14 protein-coding genes and 4 pseudogenes are annotated in these 16,514 nt (G+C 44.3%); 10 read left to right on the plus strand and 8 right to left on the minus strand.

Annotated elements, in window-relative coordinates:
- Window positions 1-4 precede the first annotated feature (4 nt).
- Complete coding sequence (gene nasB, locus MHB62_RS01920) at window positions 5-2,320, minus strand: assimilatory nitrate reductase electron transfer subunit NasB (protein WP_032722896.1); 2,316 nt, start codon at window positions 2,318-2,320, stop codon at window positions 5-7.
- Between the two features lie 179 nt (window positions 2,321-2,499).
- Here nasB and MHB62_RS01925 point away from each other — a divergent pair, with 179 nt between their 5' ends.
- The 5 genes and pseudogenes from MHB62_RS01925 (at window position 2,500) to zinU (ending at window position 6,938) form a co-directional block, all read left to right on the plus strand.
- Window positions 2,500-3,705 (plus strand): MFS transporter, encoded by a 1,206-nt coding sequence (locus MHB62_RS01925; protein WP_032722897.1) that lies wholly within the window; start codon window positions 2,500-2,502, stop codon window positions 3,703-3,705.
- Between the two features lie 116 nt (window positions 3,706-3,821).
- Window positions 3,822-4,736, plus strand: coding sequence for a GTP cyclohydrolase FolE2 (gene folE2 / locus MHB62_RS01930; protein WP_032722899.1), 915 nt, complete (start codon window positions 3,822-3,824; stop codon window positions 4,734-4,736).
- Window positions 4,733-5,306: pseudogene (locus tag MHB62_RS01935) on the plus strand (L,D-transpeptidase). The gene folE2 and the pseudogene MHB62_RS01935 overlap by 4 nt, the downstream one beginning before the upstream one ends.
- A gap of 237 nt (window positions 5,307-5,543) precedes the next feature.
- A pseudogene (locus tag MHB62_RS01940) lies at window positions 5,544-5,717 on the plus strand (hypothetical protein).
- Between the two features lie 27 nt (window positions 5,718-5,744).
- A complete protein-coding gene (gene zinU, locus MHB62_RS01945; RefSeq protein ID WP_003234625.1) occupies window positions 5,745-6,938 on the plus strand; it encodes a zinc metallochaperone ZinU in 1,194 nt (397 codons plus the stop codon).
- A gap of 48 nt (window positions 6,939-6,986) precedes the next feature.
- Here the strand turns inward: zinU and MHB62_RS01950 are convergent, their stop codons facing one another.
- Together MHB62_RS01950 and MHB62_RS01955 are read right to left on the minus strand one after the other, a co-directional pair.
- Window positions 6,987-7,667, minus strand: a complete 681-nt coding sequence (locus tag MHB62_RS01950) for an amino acid ABC transporter permease (protein ID WP_003234624.1) — start codon at window positions 7,665-7,667, stop codon at window positions 6,987-6,989.
- 9 nt (window positions 7,668-7,676) lie between these two features.
- The gene (locus tag MHB62_RS01955) at window positions 7,677-8,540 is read right to left on the minus strand and encodes a transporter substrate-binding domain-containing protein (protein ID WP_029727074.1); all 864 of its coding nucleotides are present in this window, start codon (window positions 8,538-8,540) and stop codon (window positions 7,677-7,679) included.
- Between the two features lie 161 nt (window positions 8,541-8,701).
- On the opposite strand from MHB62_RS01955, the pseudogene MHB62_RS01960 reads away from it, so the two are divergent.
- The 4 genes and pseudogenes from MHB62_RS01960 to bglC all read left to right on the plus strand — a co-directional run bounded on the left by MHB62_RS01960 (window position 8,702) and on the right by bglC (window position 11,250).
- A pseudogene (locus MHB62_RS01960) lies at window positions 8,702-8,894 on the plus strand (hypothetical protein).
- 35 nt (window positions 8,895-8,929) lie between these two features.
- A pseudogene (locus MHB62_RS01965) lies at window positions 8,930-9,250 on the plus strand (RDD family protein); the annotation flags it as partial.
- Between the two features lie 81 nt (window positions 9,251-9,331).
- A complete protein-coding gene (locus MHB62_RS01970; protein WP_015252849.1) occupies window positions 9,332-9,664 on the plus strand; it encodes a YckD family protein in 333 nt (110 codons plus the stop codon).
- A 152-nt stretch (window positions 9,665-9,816) separates the two neighbouring features.
- Entirely contained in the window at window positions 9,817-11,250 is a 1,434-nt protein-coding gene (gene bglC, locus MHB62_RS01975) for a 6-phospho-beta-glucosidase (RefSeq protein WP_032722901.1), read from the plus strand.
- A 36-nt stretch (window positions 11,251-11,286) separates the two neighbouring features.
- On the opposite strand, the gene nin is transcribed toward bglC, so the two are convergent.
- The 5 genes from nin to hxlA all read right to left on the minus strand — a co-directional run bounded on the left by nin (window position 11,287) and on the right by hxlA (window position 15,356).
- Window positions 11,287-11,685: a DNA-entry nuclease inhibitor gene (gene nin / locus MHB62_RS01980; protein WP_032722902.1), complete on the minus strand. Its 399-nt coding sequence runs from the start codon at window positions 11,683-11,685 to the stop codon at window positions 11,287-11,289.
- A 26-nt stretch (window positions 11,686-11,711) separates the two neighbouring features.
- A complete protein-coding gene (gene nucA / locus MHB62_RS01985; RefSeq protein ID WP_003234608.1) occupies window positions 11,712-12,161 on the minus strand; it encodes a DNA-entry nuclease in 450 nt (149 codons plus the stop codon).
- Between the two features lie 167 nt (window positions 12,162-12,328).
- A complete protein-coding gene (gene tlpC / locus MHB62_RS01990; RefSeq protein WP_029727077.1) occupies window positions 12,329-14,050 on the minus strand; it encodes a methyl-accepting chemotaxis protein TlpC in 1,722 nt (573 codons plus the stop codon).
- A 110-nt stretch (window positions 14,051-14,160) separates the two neighbouring features.
- Window positions 14,161-14,718, minus strand: a complete 558-nt coding sequence (hxlB, locus tag MHB62_RS01995) for a 6-phospho-3-hexuloisomerase (protein ID WP_003234605.1) — start codon at window positions 14,716-14,718, stop codon at window positions 14,161-14,163.
- A gap of 5 nt (window positions 14,719-14,723) precedes the next feature.
- The gene (gene hxlA / locus MHB62_RS02000; protein WP_032722903.1) at window positions 14,724-15,356 is read right to left on the minus strand and encodes a 3-hexulose-6-phosphate synthase; all 633 of its coding nucleotides are present in this window, start codon (window positions 15,354-15,356) and stop codon (window positions 14,724-14,726) included.
- A 232-nt stretch (window positions 15,357-15,588) separates the two neighbouring features.
- On the opposite strand from hxlA, the gene hxlR reads away from it, so the two are divergent.
- Window positions 15,589-15,951 carry a transcriptional activator HxlR gene (hxlR, locus tag MHB62_RS02005; RefSeq protein ID WP_003246265.1) on the plus strand — a complete coding sequence of 121 codons (363 nt, stop codon included), beginning with the start codon at window positions 15,589-15,591 and terminating at the stop codon, window positions 15,949-15,951.
- Window positions 15,952-16,514: the final 563 nt, after the last annotated feature.

The following is a 16,514-nucleotide window of genomic DNA, read 5'->3' on the forward strand; positions in this document are numbered from 1 at the left end:
TGCCTCATCCTTTCTTATATGCACCCGTCTCTACAGTCGGGTTTTGAATCAGTGACAGATCTGTTTGGAGGCTTTCCAGCAGCTGTGCCCTTAGGTCTTCTTCGAATAGCACTTCTCTGATATGAACGATCCCGAGACGGTCTATCCACTGATGAACACCTTCTAAGTAATGAGCCGTTTCCCGATAATACTGGATCAGTCCTTTGATCATGCCGGCAGTGCTGTCTTCGTTCTCAGTCACGCAAAACAAAGCTCCTGAACGGGCATGAGTTCCCCGGACGCCGCCGATGTGAATGTCCCAGCCAGCTTGTCTCCGAATTGCGCCGACATCTTGCAGGGCGGCATCGGTGCAGTCTGTTTCACATGATAAGCTGATAGAAATGGGAGCGGGTAAGGGAAGCATCTCAAGTTGTCTTTCGATTTGGGCTGCCAGCTGCTGAATTGATCGATTTTGCCCGCATGTACATGCTTTGATGCTTTGCAGCGCGTGTCGGTGTTCATTAGTGTAAACGGGCATCTTCAGGTCTTTTTTTATGTTCGGGAGATCCGCAGGCTTGATCCCGGAAAGCTTCAGCCTTTGGCCGTGAGTGATGGATACGTCGGGAATGCTGTATGCCTCAATGATGTTGGCGATGGTTCTTAGCTGCTCCGCGTTTGTCCGCCCGCCGTACATTTGCGGGATCAGGATGCATGTCTCTTCAGTGGCTGGCTCAGGCTGGACAAACCCAGGGTACAGCATTTCCAGATAGTATTGAATCGCAGGAACACAAGTACTGCATCCGTTTTTTGTTTTCCAGTCAAGCTGGTTCATCACTTCTGCCGGATTAGTGAATGGCCTGCGCTGAAGCTCAGCGATGATGTCGTCTTCTGTAAAATCAGTACAGCTGCAAAACGAAGGTGTGCCGGCGGGCTTCGTATATTCGCTGTTGGTCATGTGCCTCAAAAGGTCTTCAACGAGCGGTTTGCATCCTCCGCAGGACCCAGTGGCTTTGGTGCAGTGCTTGACTTCCTCAACAGTTGTTAAGCTATTCGTGTGCACCGCTTCTTCAATCGCGCCTTTCGTCACTGTGTTGCATTGGCAAATCGTTTCACTGGAAGGCATGGATTCAAATAAAGGGCCGCTTGTCTCCGGTTCGATGATCTGCTTTTTGACAATGGAGATGTCTCGTTGTTTAAGGAGGCTGTCGAGAAGCCGCTGCTTGTCACGGGTGTCTCCGAATAAAATAACGCCGGCCAGTTTTTCATCTACAAAAAGCGCTTTTTTATAAACTCCTGCTTGTTCGTCGTAGATTTTGATGCTCGTCGTGCGTTCATCCTCTTGGATCTTTCCTGCTGACCACACATCGATTCCAGCTATTTTTAACGCCGCTGATGGTGCTGAGCCTTGATATTCCTCACATGGAACGCCGCAAATATGACTGGCGAGCGCTTTTCCCTGCTCATAAAGCGGAGCCACCAATCCGTACACCGTTCCGTTATGCTCAGCGCATTCACCAACGGCGTAGATATTCGGTTCGCTTGTCTGCATGAAGTCATTCACGATGATCCCGCGGTTCACTTTGATTCCAGCGGATACAGCCAATTCAATATTCGGTTTGACGCCGGCCGCCATCACAATCAAGTCTGCTTTTAATGAAGAGTCATCTTTAAAATGGATTCGGTCTGCTTTCGTGGTGCCGGAAATGGAGACGGTGTCTTTCTCCAAAAGAAAGGTTAGGCCTTTTTGTTCCAGCTCTGTTTGCAGCAGCCGCGCCGCTGTTTGATCGAGCTGTTTTTGCATAATGCCGGCGGAGTGGTGAATGACGCTGACATCCATACCGAGATGCTGTAAACCGACTGCAGCTTCCAGTCCTAATAAGCCGGCTCCGATTACCGCAGCCTTTTGAAAGTGCTGGGCCATGTTCATCAGCGCTTGGCAGTCTTCTATTGTCCGAAATCCATAGACACCTTTTTTGTCTGCCCCGGGGATAGGGAGAATATGAGGGGAGGAGCCTGTTGCCACTATTAATTTGTCATACGACAGAGTGCGTTTCCGATCTGTGATGACCTGCTGCTGATCTGTATCAATCTGAATAACCGTTTCGCCTGTGTAAAGCGTGATCCCGTGCTTGTCGTACCAATCCTTGCTGTTCAGTGTAATATCATCGAGTGACGCTTCACCCTGCAATACAGAGGATAAGAGAATGCGATTGTAATTGGGATGCGGCTCGCTTCCGAAAATGACAATCTCAAACATGTGGCGATTCAGCTTTAATACTTCTTCAATACAGCGGATTCCGGCCATGCCGTTTCCCGCTAACACTAATCTTTGTTTCTTCATGTATCAGACCTCCTTTGGCGAAGCTCGTAAGTTTTCTCCTATTAAAAATTATGTCACAATGCATTGTTAACGCATTAAACGTGTCACAAAAACTTACACATGTCTTTTCCAGAAAATAATGGTCCTATATCCTTGATTCAGAAAATGTAAAATAATGAGGGTCTAGAAAGGGGAATCTTATGAAGCTGTCGGAACTGAAAACTAGCGGTCATCCACTCACTTTGCTCTGTTCCTTTTTATACTTTGATGTCAGTTTTATGATATGGGTTATGCTTGGGGCGCTGGGTGTTTATATTTCTCAGGATTTTGGCCTGTCTCCTTTTGAGAAAGGGCTTGTCGTAGCTGTGCCGATTTTATCTGGATCTGTGTTTCGTATCATTCTTGGTATTTTAACGGACAGAATCGGACCGAAAAAAACGGCAGTGATCGGGATGCTGGTGACGATGATTCCGCTGCTTTGGGGGACATTCGGCGGCCGTTCCCTGACTGAGCTGTATGCCATCGGGATTCTGCTTGGCGTGGCGGGGGCAAGCTTTGCTGTAGCGCTGCCTATGGCCAGCCGCTGGTATCCGCCTCATTTGCAGGGACTTGCGATGGGGATTGCCGGAGCGGGGAACAGCGGCACGTTGTTTGCAACCCTGTTTGGCCCTCGTCTGGCAGAGCAGTTCGGCTGGCACATTGTCATGGGAATTGCGCTAATTCCATTATTGATCGTCTTTATTCTTTTTGTATCCATGGCAAAGGATTCTCCTGCACAGCCGGCTCCGCAGCCGCTCAAAAGCTATCTGCATGTGTTCGGGCAAAAGGAAACATGGTTTTTCTGCCTGCTGTACAGCGTCACATTTGGCGGATTTGTCGGGCTCTCAAGCTTTTTATCTATTTTCTTTGTTGATCAATACCAGCTGTCAAAAATTCACGCAGGGGACTTCGTTACATTATGTGTGGCGGCGGGGAGCTTTTTCCGGCCTGTCGGGGGCTTGATTTCGGATCGTGTCGGCGGCACGAAAGTTCTTTCTGTATTGTTTGTCATCGTGGCACTGTGTATGGCCGGAGTCAGCAGCCTGCCATCTCTTTCAATGGTTATTGTTCTATTGTTTGTCGGAATGATGGGGCTCGGAATGGGAAACGGCGCAGTATTCCAGCTTGTACCGCAGCGTTTTCGCAAAGAAATTGGCATGGTGACGGGAATCGTCGGTGCGGCCGGAGGAATCGGAGGGTTTTTCCTGCCGAACATCTTAGGATCTCTCAAACAGATGACAGGCACATATGCTATCGGTTTTATCACGTTTTCCTGTATCGCGCTGCTGACGTTTGCACTTGTGCTTGCCGCAGGCTATTACTGGCGGAAAAGCTGGAGCGCGGAAAGCAGCCCGGCGGATGTTTAGGATTTTGACGGACACGCGTTTGTGCGTGTCTTTTTTATTTTCTCTTGATTTTCAACAGTGAACCGATCAAAATAAATAGTAATTATTACGATTTGTTAGCGAGAGGAGTTTTCTGAATGAATCAACATACGCTGCTCCCGAAAAAAACGGAGCGTCTTCAATACTTTGGATCGGTCAGTCCGATCAAAGGCGAGAAACCAGTGGAAAAAGAGAAAATGAAGGACCTGCAAAATATCAGGAAGGATTATTTTTTTGACATTCAGCATGTAGGTGTCGCTAATGTGTCCCATCCAGTCACAATCACTTCTGCCATGATGCCTGCCGAGCAAACAACGGCTGCGAACTTTACAATGACTTGTAATTTGCCGAGAAATCAGAAAGGGATTAACATGAGCCGGTTAACAGAGCTGCTGCAAGTCTATCATCAAAATGGTTGGGTTCTCTCATTTTCCTCTCTTCAGCAATTTACGAAAGAGCTTGCAGAAAACATGGACACATCATCTGCCACAGTTGAAGTGAGGTTTCCGTGGTTTTTCGAACGGAAAGGCCCGAAGCTTGAGAAAGCGGGTTTGATGCATGCTGATATATTCATGTCTGTCACCTATCGCAAAGATCAGCCGTTTAAACAGCGTGCCGGCATCTCAGCAAAAGTAACGACTCTGTGCCCTTGCTCCAAGGAAATCAGCGAATACAGTGCCCATAATCAGAGGGGAACGGTCAGCATTTGGGCGGATATTCACCCGGCCGCATCGCTGCCAAGTGATGTTAAAGCTGATTTGCTTCACGCCGCAGAATCAAATGCTTCTGCGAGACTGCATCCGGTATTGAAGCGGCCTGATGAAAAAGCCGTGACAGAAACGGCCTATGAAAACCCGAGATTTGTTGAGGATCTCGTCCGGCTGATTGCTGCTGATTTGTTTGAGCTTGAATGGGTGTCGGCCTTTGAGATTGAATGCCGCAATGAAGAATCGATCCATCTCCACGATGCCTGCGCGAAGCTGCGTTTTTCGATGGAAGTGGATAAAATATGAAACTCTCATTATTCATTATTGCAGTTCTTATGCCAGTCAGCCTGCTCCGATCATGCAGAAGAACACGCAAGTATCAATACAAAGAAAACGGTCGAAAACATAACGGACGTTCGAAAAACAGCAAAAACAAGCATTGATTGGACAAAGCCTTCGGGCGGAGAATACCCGGATATTAAACAGAAGCATGTCTGGATTGATGTGAATGTGAAGGAGCAGAAGGCTTACATCAAGGAAGGAAGCAACACCATCTATACAATGATGATCTCTTCTGGTCTTGATCAAACAAAAGATGATGCTACGCCAAAGGGCACCTTTTATGTAGAGCCTGAACGGGGAGAATGGTTTTTCTCCGAAGGATACCAGGAAGGCGCAGAATACTGGGTATCATGGAAAAATCACGGTGAATTTTTATTTCATAGTGTGCCAATGACTAAGGATCAAAAAGTCATCAAAACGGAAGCAGAAAAACTAGGAACGAAAGCATCTCACGGATGTATCAGGCTGACCATTCCAGATGCGAAATGGGTATATGAAAATATCCCTGAACATACAAAAGTGGTGATCAGCTGAATTGAAAACCGTTGACAAAAAGGAAAAAAGACCATACAATTTAAATCGTAACAATTACGTTTTGTGATAAATGGCTTATCATTGTCTGTATCTGTGAAAAGCGTAAAGGCTAAGGATCTTGCTGTCATTGATCCCCATGAAGCGTCTCTTGAAAACTGGAGACGATACACAAGCCGCATTCTGATTAGATATTTGCGCTCTCCATCGGTTCAGCAACGCAAGTGGAGCAATTGCTTTATGCAAGCTGCGGTTTTCCGAATGTCGGCAAGGGGCAGGGATTTGCGATGGGGAAAAGGACTAAACGCGGTTGGAGCCTTTACTGATTTATAAATCGGGCGGCAGCGAGAAATGAGCGCGAAAAGCTGCTCTACACCATTGTACATACGGCAAAGTATACAATTTAAATCGTAATCATTCTATTTTAATGGAGGCATTATTATGAAAAAAATTCCGGTTACCGTACTGAGCGGTTATCTAGGTGCGGGAAAAACAACATTGCTGAACAGCATTCTGCAAAATCGCGAAGGCTTGAAAATAGCGGTTATCGTAAACGATATGAGCGAGGTGAACATTGACGCGGGCTTGGTTAAGCAGGAAGGGGGCCTTTCCAGAACAGATGAAAAGCTTGTGGAAATGTCAAACGGCTGCATTTGCTGCACGCTTCGCGAAGACTTATTAATTGAAGTTGAGAAGCTGGCAAAAGACGGACGGTTTGATTATATCGTCATTGAATCGACAGGAATCAGCGAACCGATCCCGGTGGCCCAGACTTTCTCTTATATCGATGAAGAGATGGGAATCGATCTTACAAAATTCTGTCAGCTGGATACGATGGTGACGGTTGTTGATGCCAACCGTTTTTGGCATGATTATCAGTCAGGCGAAAGCCTTCTGGACCGCAAAGAAGCATTGGGGGAAAAGGATGAAAGAGAAATCGCCGACCTCTTGATCGATCAAATTGAGTTTTGCGATGTACTGATCTTAAATAAATGTGATTTGGTCAGCGAGCAAGAGCTCGAACAGCTTGAAAACGTTCTTCGTAAACTGCAGCCAAGAGCCAGGTTCATTCGTTCCGTCAAAGGAAATGTAAAACCACAGGAGATTTTGCATACAGGGTTATTTAACTTCGAGGAAGCGAGCGGATCGGCCGGCTGGATTCAAGAGCTGACGGCAGGCCATGCGGAACACACCCCGGAAACAGAAGAATACGGTATCTCTTCATTTGTATATAAGAGACGTTTGCCGTTTCATTCTACACGATTTTACCGTTGGTTGGATCAAATGCCAAAGAACGTGGTACGTGCCAAAGGAATCGTCTGGTGCGCATCTCATAACAACCTCGCTTTGCTGATGTCGCAAGCAGGTCCGTCGGTTACGATTGAGCCTGTATCTTATTGGGTGGCGGCGCTGCCGAAGCTTGAGCAGGAGCAAGTCAAACAGCAGGAGCCGGAAATCCTGGAGGAGTGGGACCCGGAGTTCGGCGACCGCCTAACGCAGCTAGTTTTTATCGGAACTGACCTGGATGAAGAAACGATCACGAAAGAGCTTGATCAATGCCTGTTGACTGAGTATGAATTTGATTCCGACTGGTCGCTGTTTGAGGACCCGTTTAAATGGAAGCTGAATCAATAGAAAAAAAGCCGTCCCATGGGGAACGGCTTTTTTTAATGAAACGTTTGTTTAAACATAATGAGCGTATTTTTTCTCAAGGATATTCTGAAAGACCGCGGCAATGGAGCAGATGGCCCAATAAATGAGAGCGGTCAGAATATACATGGTCATATAATCAAACTCTCTGCCCCCGATGATTTTCGCATGCTGGAGCAATTCCGGCACTGTAATCATCGCAGCGAGAGATGACGCCTTGATTAAGTCGAGCAATACATTGGCAAGCGGAGGCAGCGCAATACGTATCGATTGCGGCAAAATGATGCCCCTCATCGTCTGCCAATAGGAAAGACCCAGCGAGGATGCGGCTTCCCACTGTCCTTTTTCGACGGATGAAATGGCTGAACGGTTAATTTCCGCAATGTAGGCGGCGCTGTTTAGGCTAAAGCCGATTAAAGCAGCCGTGACAGCGGAAAATTCAATGCCGATATAAGGAAACCCGAAATAAAGGATAAACAAAATCACCAAAATCGGAACGCCCCGCATAAATGAGATATAGAGCTTCGCCGGCCATCTTAACAAAGCAAGCTTAGACATTCTGGCGAGTGATATGAATAGGCCGATCACAGTTCCCGCAAACATGCTTACAAAAGAGATGAGCAGTGTATATCCAATGCCTTTTATGACATAAGGGAACGATTCAATAGCCAGCTTCGTGTTGAAAATATATTCCCATTGAATGCTATTGATCATGGCGTCCGATTACAAATCAACGTCCTGAACGTCGGCATCAATTTTTTTTGATACATCTGCTTTATTGAAGAATTGTTTCGACAGTTTAGTCAAAGAGCCATCCTTGCTCATCTCTTTCAATGCTTCGTTCATCTTTTTCTGAAGTGCCGCATTGCTTTTTTTCATGACAAGGGCCTGTTTGTTCGGCATGTACTTGATGTCAGGATGAATTGTAATGTTGAGATCCGGGAATGCCGCGAGCGCAAGTGTCTGCAGGTAATAGTCGTTTAAAATGACGTCAGTGCGTCCGTTGGCAACATCTTTTAAATATTGCTCATTCGTCGCATTATCATAAATCACTTCTTTGGCGCCGTATTTTCTCGCGACCTCCATGTAGACGGTTGTAGCCGCGCCAGCCGCTTTCTTCCCTTTTAAATCCTTAAGCGTTTTAATCCCGGATAAATCGTCTTTACGGACGATTGCCGTGCCGTATGAATATTTATATGGAGTAGAAAATGCGAACTTCTTCTCGCGGTCCTTCGTCACATCGATGTCATTCGCGGCTGCGTCAACCTGTCCGCTGTTCACCGCTGTCAGCATCCCGTCAATGCCCATCTCCTTGAACTCAACCTTCAGCCCCAAGCGTTTTGCCGCTTCACGAACAACTTCAACCTCATAGCCCGTCAGCTTATCAGAGCCAGAGTCAGTATCGTGATAAGAAGTAGGATAGAGCGTACCTGATGTAGCGACTACGATTTTCCCTTTATCCTTAATCTGCTCCCAGCCTGTATCCTTGGAATCGGCTTCATTTTTGCCGGAACAGGCTGCCAATATAAGAAAGAAAGCCATTGTGAAACTGAATATAACGGCTTTGGATTGCTTGAATGATTTCACCTATATTTCCCCCAATCTGTTAATCAACTAAAAAGATAGCATTGAACATAAGGGGTTGCAATATGTTGATCGCGTTTTCAAAAAGTTCGAATTGTGTATACAAAAGGCATGGGTGGGTGTTTAAAAGCGTCTATGAAGGGAAGAGGTGATGAAAAAAGGAATTGTCCAAGGATGAATGCCAGACGTGCATGGATAGGAGCTTGTGAAGTTAAGGTGCAGCAGATCCGTCATTCATCTATGCCAATACCGTAAGAAATGGTCAAGAAGCATGAAACGATCTTCAGAATATTAAGTCTTGCTGATGCCCCTAAGGCATATGATATATTCGATGAGAAAGAAAATGGAAACATTTAAACCATAATGGGGAGTCAAATGAATATTTACAAACCAGCCTGTTTGTACTGCTGTACTCTATTTTGCTGCCGGTGTTTTGGCGCGGCTACCTTATCGGAAAAAGGATCTGCGGAATCAGAATCGTAAAAAAAGACGGATCACAGGTCAGTCTGTTAACAATGTTTTTACGGGTTATTGTAGCCGGCCTGGTTTACTGTATAACCTTCGGACTCGGCTTGATCGCCAGCCTGATTCTGATTGCCGTACGAGAAGACAAACGGACCCTGCATGATTTAATCGCGGGAACATATGTCACTTATGCGACACCAGGTGAAGAGGAACTTAATGCTGACGAAGAGATTAGAAAGAGCGAATAATGGTTCGCTCTTTTTATTTTTATGCATAAAAAATACAAGGCAGCAAAACATATGAAAAATAGGATTGGAGGAATAAACTGGATGAAACGAATAACCATCAACATCATCACAATGTTCATTGCAGCGGCTGTCATTTCTCTGACCGGTACAGCTGAGGCCGCTGAAAAACAGCAGCAGCCTCCCGCAAATGTTACACTGACAGATCAGCAAAAGAAAGAGATTGAACAACTGGAAGCAGAGATTCTTAAAAAGCGCAAAGACGTGATCTCAAAGTATGTACAATACGGTATCCTGCCTAAAGAAAGAGGAGAACACATCAAAAATCACTTGGACAAACACTTTGAAATGATGAAACAAAACGGCTTTGTTCCAAAGCACCATCCTCATCCGCATAAATTTGAAAAAAGACATTAAAATGGTAAGCATCCAATTGGAATTGGGTGCTTTTGCGTTATTTACAGGTAGGCAATATTAGCTGAGCTGTTCCGCGACTAACATCGAGTTGATATGAAACGCGTTTCATAGCCTATGATAGGTTTATCAATAATTCAGGAGTGATAAACACTATGATCCACCAGCATCCAGAATCTTTTCCGAAACATTTTTTGTGGGGCTCTGCTTCTGCAGCGTACCAGATTGAAGGCGCTTGGAATGAAGATGGCAAAGGCCCTTCTGTTTGGGATGTGTTTACGAAAATACCGGGCAAAACGTTTAAAGGAACCAATGGCGACATTGCGGTTGACCATTATCACCGATTTAAAGAAGATGTCGCTCTGATGGCTGAGATGGGGTTAAAAGCATATCGATTTTCCGTCAGCTGGCCACGGGTTTTTCCAAAAGGAAAAGGAGAGATCAATGAAGCAGGTCTAGCGTTTTACGATAGTCTGATTGATGAATTGCTTTCTCATCACATCGAGCCGGTTCTGACTTTATATCACTGGGATTTGCCTCAAGCGCTTATGGACGAATACGGCGGGTTTGAATCCAGAAACATCATAGAGGATTTTAATCACTACTGTATTACTCTTTATAAACGTTTTGGAGACAGGGTGAAATATTGGGTTACGTTAAATGAACAGAACTACAATTTTAATCACGGATTTATTACAGCCATGCATCCGCCTGGAGTGAAAGACAGAAAACGATTTTACGAAGCAAACCATATTGCGTTTCTGGCTAATGCAAAAGCCATCGAATCATTTAGAGAATATGTGCCTGAAGGCAAAATAGGTCCTAGCTTTGCTTATTCTCCGGCTTACCCTTTATCAAGCCATCCAGAGGATATACTGGCATTTGAAAACGCCGAAGAATTTATGAACAATTGGTGGCTTGACATGTATTGCTGGGGAACCTACCCGCAAATTCCATTCCGCTACTTGGAAAAACAGGGATGGGCGCCGACAATTGAAGCAGGAGATATGGACCTGCTCGCCAAAGGGAAGCCTGATTTTGTAGGTGTCAATTATTATCAGACGATCACCTATGAACGAAATCCGCTTGATGGTGTGTCAGAAGGGAAAATGAATACGACAGGCCAAAAGGGAACCAATCAGGAGACGGGGATACCCGGAGTGTTCAAAACGAAAAAAAATCCGCATCTGACAACGAGCAACTGGGATTGGACAATTGACCCAATTGGGCTGCGTATCGGTCTTCGCCGAATTACAAGCCGCTATCAGCTTCCAGTGTTTATAACAGAGAACGGTTTGGGTGAATTTGATAAAGTTGAGGACGGCACTGTACAGGATGATTATCGAATTGATTATTTGCGTTCGCATCTTGAGCAATGCAGACAAGCCATCAGTGACGGTGTCGATTTAATCGGCTATTGCAGCTGGTCGTTTACTGATCTGTTAAGCTGGCTGAACGGCTACCAAAAAAGATACGGATTTGTATATGTCAATCGTGATGAAGAAAGCACATACGATTTAAAACGCTTGAAGAAAAAAAGCTTTTATTGGTATCAAGATGTCATCAAGACGAACGGAGAAAGTTTATAAAGAGTCCCTGAGAGTTATTCTCTCAGGGGTTTTTCATTACACAGAAACAGCATCAATAATATAAGTGTCGGCGTGCAAATCTGACATTTCAGCCGGCACAGTCCAGCATGTCAATTGATAGTCTCCTTTAGGCAGATCAAAGGACAGTCTTTTAGACATGATGCTTTCAATATGAATTCCGTTTTCTGTGACATGAAAAGGAACAGTCACTTTTTTTTCGTAGGAGTTTACTGTTTCTGAACTGTTCAGGCGCAAAAGAATAAAGGCCTTTGTATTTCGCTGTGCCTCAAAGGAAATGGCTCCGTTTGCCGCAGCATATCCTTTTTCAATCGCTTCGTCAGTCCAATCCATTACAGGAGGTGTAGAATCCTTTTGAAATACAGTAAATTGATGATATGAAATCGAAAGTTCTTGCGGCTTCCATGATTTGATCAATGTGCTGTTCCTCCTCTATGTACTGTTTACTGAATTGTGAATAAAACCTTTGTGCCGTCTGGGTAATCGGTAAGCTGATGCCCGACCCAAGAGCCTGCTCCGCGGTTGTCAGCGGGAGAAATGTATTCTACAGAAGCTCCCTCACCGCCTTCTTTGCACATGGCCATTGGCCATTCATCTCTGTCATACCCCTTTTTGGAAGGTACGTCCTTTAATGATTGCTCGCGGCGTTCCTCAGCTCCGTCTCTGTCAATAGTGCACACCTCTGAGTGTCCCTCATTTATCGCATCCTTAATATGCTTGGCAGTTTCGGGATACCGGTCAGATGGGAAGGCGATTGTTTCATCATATTCTTTCGTTTGAGACGTTTTTTGATCAGTTGAAAAAAAGTCTCCTTTTATCAGGCCGACAGCTGCAGCTGCTATGATGACGATGACGAGAAGTATCGTTTTTATGATGTCCGTCGTGATGTTCACCTCCCGCTTTTAAAACTGACACAAGAGTAATCCAGAAAGCATTTGGTGTAAAGGTTTAAATTTTATGTTTTACGCTCAGTTTATTGCAGAAATCGTAATTTTAGCAGATCGAAATATTTGTTTTCAGCAAAATACGATTGCCAATTTACAATAATGATAGTAAGTCATCAGCCGTTTTCGGCTTGATTAATCATTTTAAATTGGCTTATGATACCGGTAAGCTCCTCAGCTAATTGAGAAAGTGTTTCAGAAGCTGCGGTAATCTCCTCCATTGCAGCAAATTGCTCCTCTGTTAATGCAGCCGCTTGCCGGGTATTTTTAGTAGATTCTTTAATGTCGGCCGTATTGGCTGCAAAGGAATCATTTATATGATGTGCACTGGCTGAAATGTTTGTTACAGATGCTGATAAATCACTAATCTCGGCGCTGATTTCACCTGTTGCAGCTGCAATTTCCTTAAATGCATCTCTGGTGCGCTGGATCATGGTGACTCCTTCTGCAGCTTCTGTTTTCACATGCTCAACAGATCTTGCAGACCGGTTCATATCCTTTTGTATTTCTATGATCAGTTTTGAAATCTGCCCCGCAGACTGTTGAGACTCTTCCGCTAATTTCCGTACTTCATCAGCAACAACAGCAAAGCCTTTTCCTTGTTCACCGGCTCTGGCAGCTTCAATCGCTGCATTCAGCGCAAGCAGGTTTGTCTGATCGGCAATTTGGGTGATGACCGATAAAATTTGCTCAATTTGTTTAGAGCGGCCGTCTAACTGGTGTATGATTTCTCCGCTTTTCTGAATTGACTGGTGAATCGCATCCATTTGCGCCTGTACATTTGCAATTTCCTTTTGTCCAATGTCTGCTTTTGATTGAGCGAGCTGCCCTTTGTCAGCGATAGCGGCAGTATTTGCAGAAATATCCCGGATGTCTGCTGAAGCTTGTTTTAATGAGCTTTCACTACTTTCAATTCGGGTGATCTGATCTTGGGCTCCATTTGCAATCTGCTGTACAGCTTCTGTGATTTTTTCTGAAGCTTGATTTGTTTCCTCTGCTCCGGCTGAGAGCTGCTGAGAGGCTGACGCAAGCTGAAGGGCTGATTGTTGTACGGTTTGTATGGTATCGTTCAGCTTCATTCTCATCTTATTATAATAGACGCTTAGTTCTGAAAGCTCGTCACCGGTTTTGTCTGACACCTCTATTGTCATATCTCCGTTTCCGGCACTTTCAAAGGCGCTTTTTAAAGCGTTCAGCCGCTTGTTGATTTTTCTGGTGAAAACCAAGACAAGGATGACTGATACCATAATGACGATAACAAGAACGATAGCGAATTGAGTGAAAAGTGATTGTGTAAGTGATGCTAAAATACTTTGATTAGCTCCGGTATACAGCATGCCGATGATGTTCCCATTTTGATCTTTTAACGGCATGTATGCAGTCTGATAAGAAGAACCTGCTACATCTGCTTGTCCGTAAAAACGCTTTCCTTTCTTTAAAACAGCGGCAATAACTTCAGAAGAAGCCTGGGTGCCGACAGCTCTTTCGCCATTCTTCATGACATTGGTTGCAACACGAGTATCGCCTTGGAAAATGGTAATGGTATCACCTGTTTTTTCGCCAAGCAGATCAACAATATCTTCATTTCCATTGATTTGTGTTTGCCCTTTATAGAGCTTATTGTTTTTCACCTGCCAGTCGCCTGACATGACATCATCAATATAAGTGCTGCTTAAAGCAAGATCACCTTTCGCTTTTTCAGTTGCCATTTGTTTCATGTTTTCTGTAATTTCCTTAAGCATCACAGTGCCAACTGATGCCGAAAACAAAAGAATCACCACGAAAACGAGGCAAAGAATTTTAGTTCCTAGCTTCATCTTAAATCGTTTTATCAACATAATTCCTCCCTTTACGATTTGTAGGTCATATTACTTATCGGGTTTTCGGGTTTAAAGTTTTATTTTAGAAAAAATAAAACCGGCCTGATCTTCAGGCCGGTTGTGTGATGCTATTCAAGGTTTGCGTGGTGAGTGAACATAGTTTCAGAATCGAGTCCTTTTTTCTCCATGAGTTTTAAAATCACTGCATCATAGAAGAGCAGCAAAGTTTGTTCAAATAATGATCCCATTGGCTGAATGGTTTTATAGCTTCCGTTAGACTGGTCTTTAGGAGAACCAGGCATTCTGATGATGAGGTCCGCTTGTTTTCCGATGCTTGATTCCGGATTGATGGTTAAAGCGGCAACAATTCCGTGTAAGCTTTTTGCTTTTGCTGCGGTATGAATCAAGCTTTTTGTCTCGCCTGATCCTGAGCCGATAATAACTAGATCTCCTTCGGCGAGCGGCGGAGTGAGAATCTCACCTACAATATGGGCGTTGAAGCCCATGTGCATCAGTCTCATCGCGAAGGATTTTGCCATCAGGCCAGACCGCCCCGCACCCGCAGTGAAAATTTGGTGGGATGAAAGAATGTGATCGGCAAGCTGGTCAGCCTCTTCATTAGAAATATAAGCTGCTGAACGGTGTAACTCATTGAGAATTTCCGCTACGTATTCAGTCGTTTTCATAGGAGTTATCCTTGGACAATCAGCTGCTTCATTTTTGAAGCTGTTTCCGCCTTATCAGCTGCGCTTGTAATTCCGCCCCCAACAATGACAAGGTCAGGGTTTTGCTTGATCACTTCTGGCAGTGTATCAAGTTTGATGCCGCCCGCGATTGCGGTTTTTGCGTTTTTTACGGTATTTTTGATTGTCGTTAATTCTTCGAAAGAGTTTTTGCCCTCTGCTTGAAGATCATAGCCAGTGTGGACGCAGATGTAGTCAACACCGAGTGCGTCAATTTCTTTCGCACGGGATTCGATATCTTTCACGTTAATCATGTCCACTAAGATTTTCTTCTTTTGTTTTTTGGCTTCTTCTACTGCGCCTTTAATCGTTGCATCGTCTGTAGCCCCTAAAACGGTGATGATGTCAGCGCCTGCTTCCGACGCTTTCATAATTTCGTAGCCTCCGGCATCCATGATTTTCAGGTCTGCAAGAACCTTCAATTGAGGAAATGCTTCTTTTATTTCTTTAACGGCTCTTAGGCCTTCATTGATGACGATCGGTGTTCCGATTTCAACTACGTCGATGTATTGTTCTACCTCTTTGACGAGCTCAATGGCTTCCGGGATGTTGACGAGGTCTAATGCAAGCTGTAATTCCATTGTTGATCCACTCCCTTTTTCGAATTATTTTTCATTCTATAGGTTCCTTCTTTTGATGAGAAGTAGGCACTTTGAAGTCAACAAGTTACTTGGAGGATACTGTGAGGAGAGACAATCAGATTTCTTTCGCTTGATTTTATGAGTGAGTATAATGAAAAAAGAGTCTGCAAAAAAGTAAGTAAGTGATGATACGTATCTAACATACAAAAAGGTTACTAAGGGGGGGATTCTATTGAGCCGGATGGACGACAAAAGGTTTAATTGTGAGAAGGAATTAACGCTTGCAGTGATTGGCGGTAAATGGAAAATGCTCATTTTATGGCATTTAGGAAAAGAAGGCACAAAACGGTTCAATGAATTAAAAACATTGATTCCTGATATTACGCAGAAGATCCTCGTGAATCAGCTGAGAGAGCTTGAGCAGGATATGATTGTTCACAGGGAAGTGTATCCAGTTGTCCCGCCGAAGGTTGAATATTCTCTGACCCCGCACGGAGAAAGCCTCATGCCTATTCTTGAAGCCATGTATGAGTGGGGGAAAGGTTATATGGAATTGATTGATATCGACAAAAATGTCATGAAAGAATCGTTGTAAGACGCTCTTCGCAAGGGTGTCTTTTTTTTGCCTTTTTTTCGGTTTTTGCGCGGTACACATAGTCATGTAAAGATTGTAAATTGCATTCAGCAATAAAAAAAGATTGAACGCAGCAGTTTGGTTTAAAAATTTTTATTTTTCTGTAAATAATGTTTAGTGGAAATGATTGCGGCATCCCGCAAAAATATCCCTGTAAATAAACTGGAATCTTTCGGCATCCCGCATGAAACTTTTCACCCATTTTTCGGTGATAAAAACATTTTTTTCATTTAAAGTAAACGGTAGAAAGATAAAAAATATTGAAAACAATGAATAAATAGCCAAAATTGGTTTCTTATTAGGGTGGGGTCTTGCGGTCTTTATCCGCTTATGTTAAACGCCGCAATGCTGACTGACGGCAGCCTGCTTTAATAGCGGCCATCTGTTTTTTGATTGGAAGCACTGCTTTTTAAGTGTAGTACTTTGGGCTATTTCGGCTGTTAGTTCATAAGAATTAAAAGCTGATATGGATAAGAAAGAGAAAATGCGTTGCACATGTTCACTGCTTATAAAGATTAGGGGAG

The sequence above is a fragment of the Bacillus sp. FSL K6-0255 genome (assembly GCF_045040725.1).
GTDB lineage: Bacteria > Bacillota > Bacilli > Bacillales > Bacillaceae > Bacillus > Bacillus subtilis.

Excerpts from the sequence above, each read along its gene's own strand:
- bglC (WP_032722901.1), top strand. The coding sequence starts at position 9,817 with ATGATCCACCAGCATCCAGAATCTTTTCCGAAACATTTTTTGTGGGGC.
- hxlA (WP_032722903.1), bottom strand. The coding sequence starts at position 15,356 with ATGGAATTACAGCTTGCATTAGACCTCGTCAACATCCCGGAAGCCATT.
- MHB62_RS01970 (WP_015252849.1), top strand. The coding sequence starts at position 9,332 with ATGAAACGAATAACCATCAACATCATCACAATGTTCATTGCAGCGGCT.
- tlpC (WP_029727077.1), bottom strand. The coding sequence starts at position 14,050 with ATGTTGATAAAACGATTTAAGATGAAGCTAGGAACTAAAATTCTTTGC.
- zinU (WP_003234625.1), top strand. The coding sequence starts at position 5,745 with ATGAAAAAAATTCCGGTTACCGTACTGAGCGGTTATCTAGGTGCGGGA.
- folE2 (WP_032722899.1), top strand. The coding sequence starts at position 3,822 with ATGAATCAACATACGCTGCTCCCGAAAAAAACGGAGCGTCTTCAATAC.
- MHB62_RS01950 (WP_003234624.1), bottom strand. The coding sequence starts at position 7,667 with ATGATCAATAGCATTCAATGGGAATATATTTTCAACACGAAGCTGGCT.
- nasB (WP_032722896.1), bottom strand. The coding sequence starts at position 2,320 with ATGAAGAAACAAAGATTAGTGTTAGCGGGAAACGGCATGGCCGGAATC.
- MHB62_RS01925 (WP_032722897.1), top strand. The coding sequence starts at position 2,500 with ATGAAGCTGTCGGAACTGAAAACTAGCGGTCATCCACTCACTTTGCTC.
- hxlB (WP_003234605.1), bottom strand. The coding sequence starts at position 14,718 with ATGAAAACGACTGAATACGTAGCGGAAATTCTCAATGAGTTACACCGT.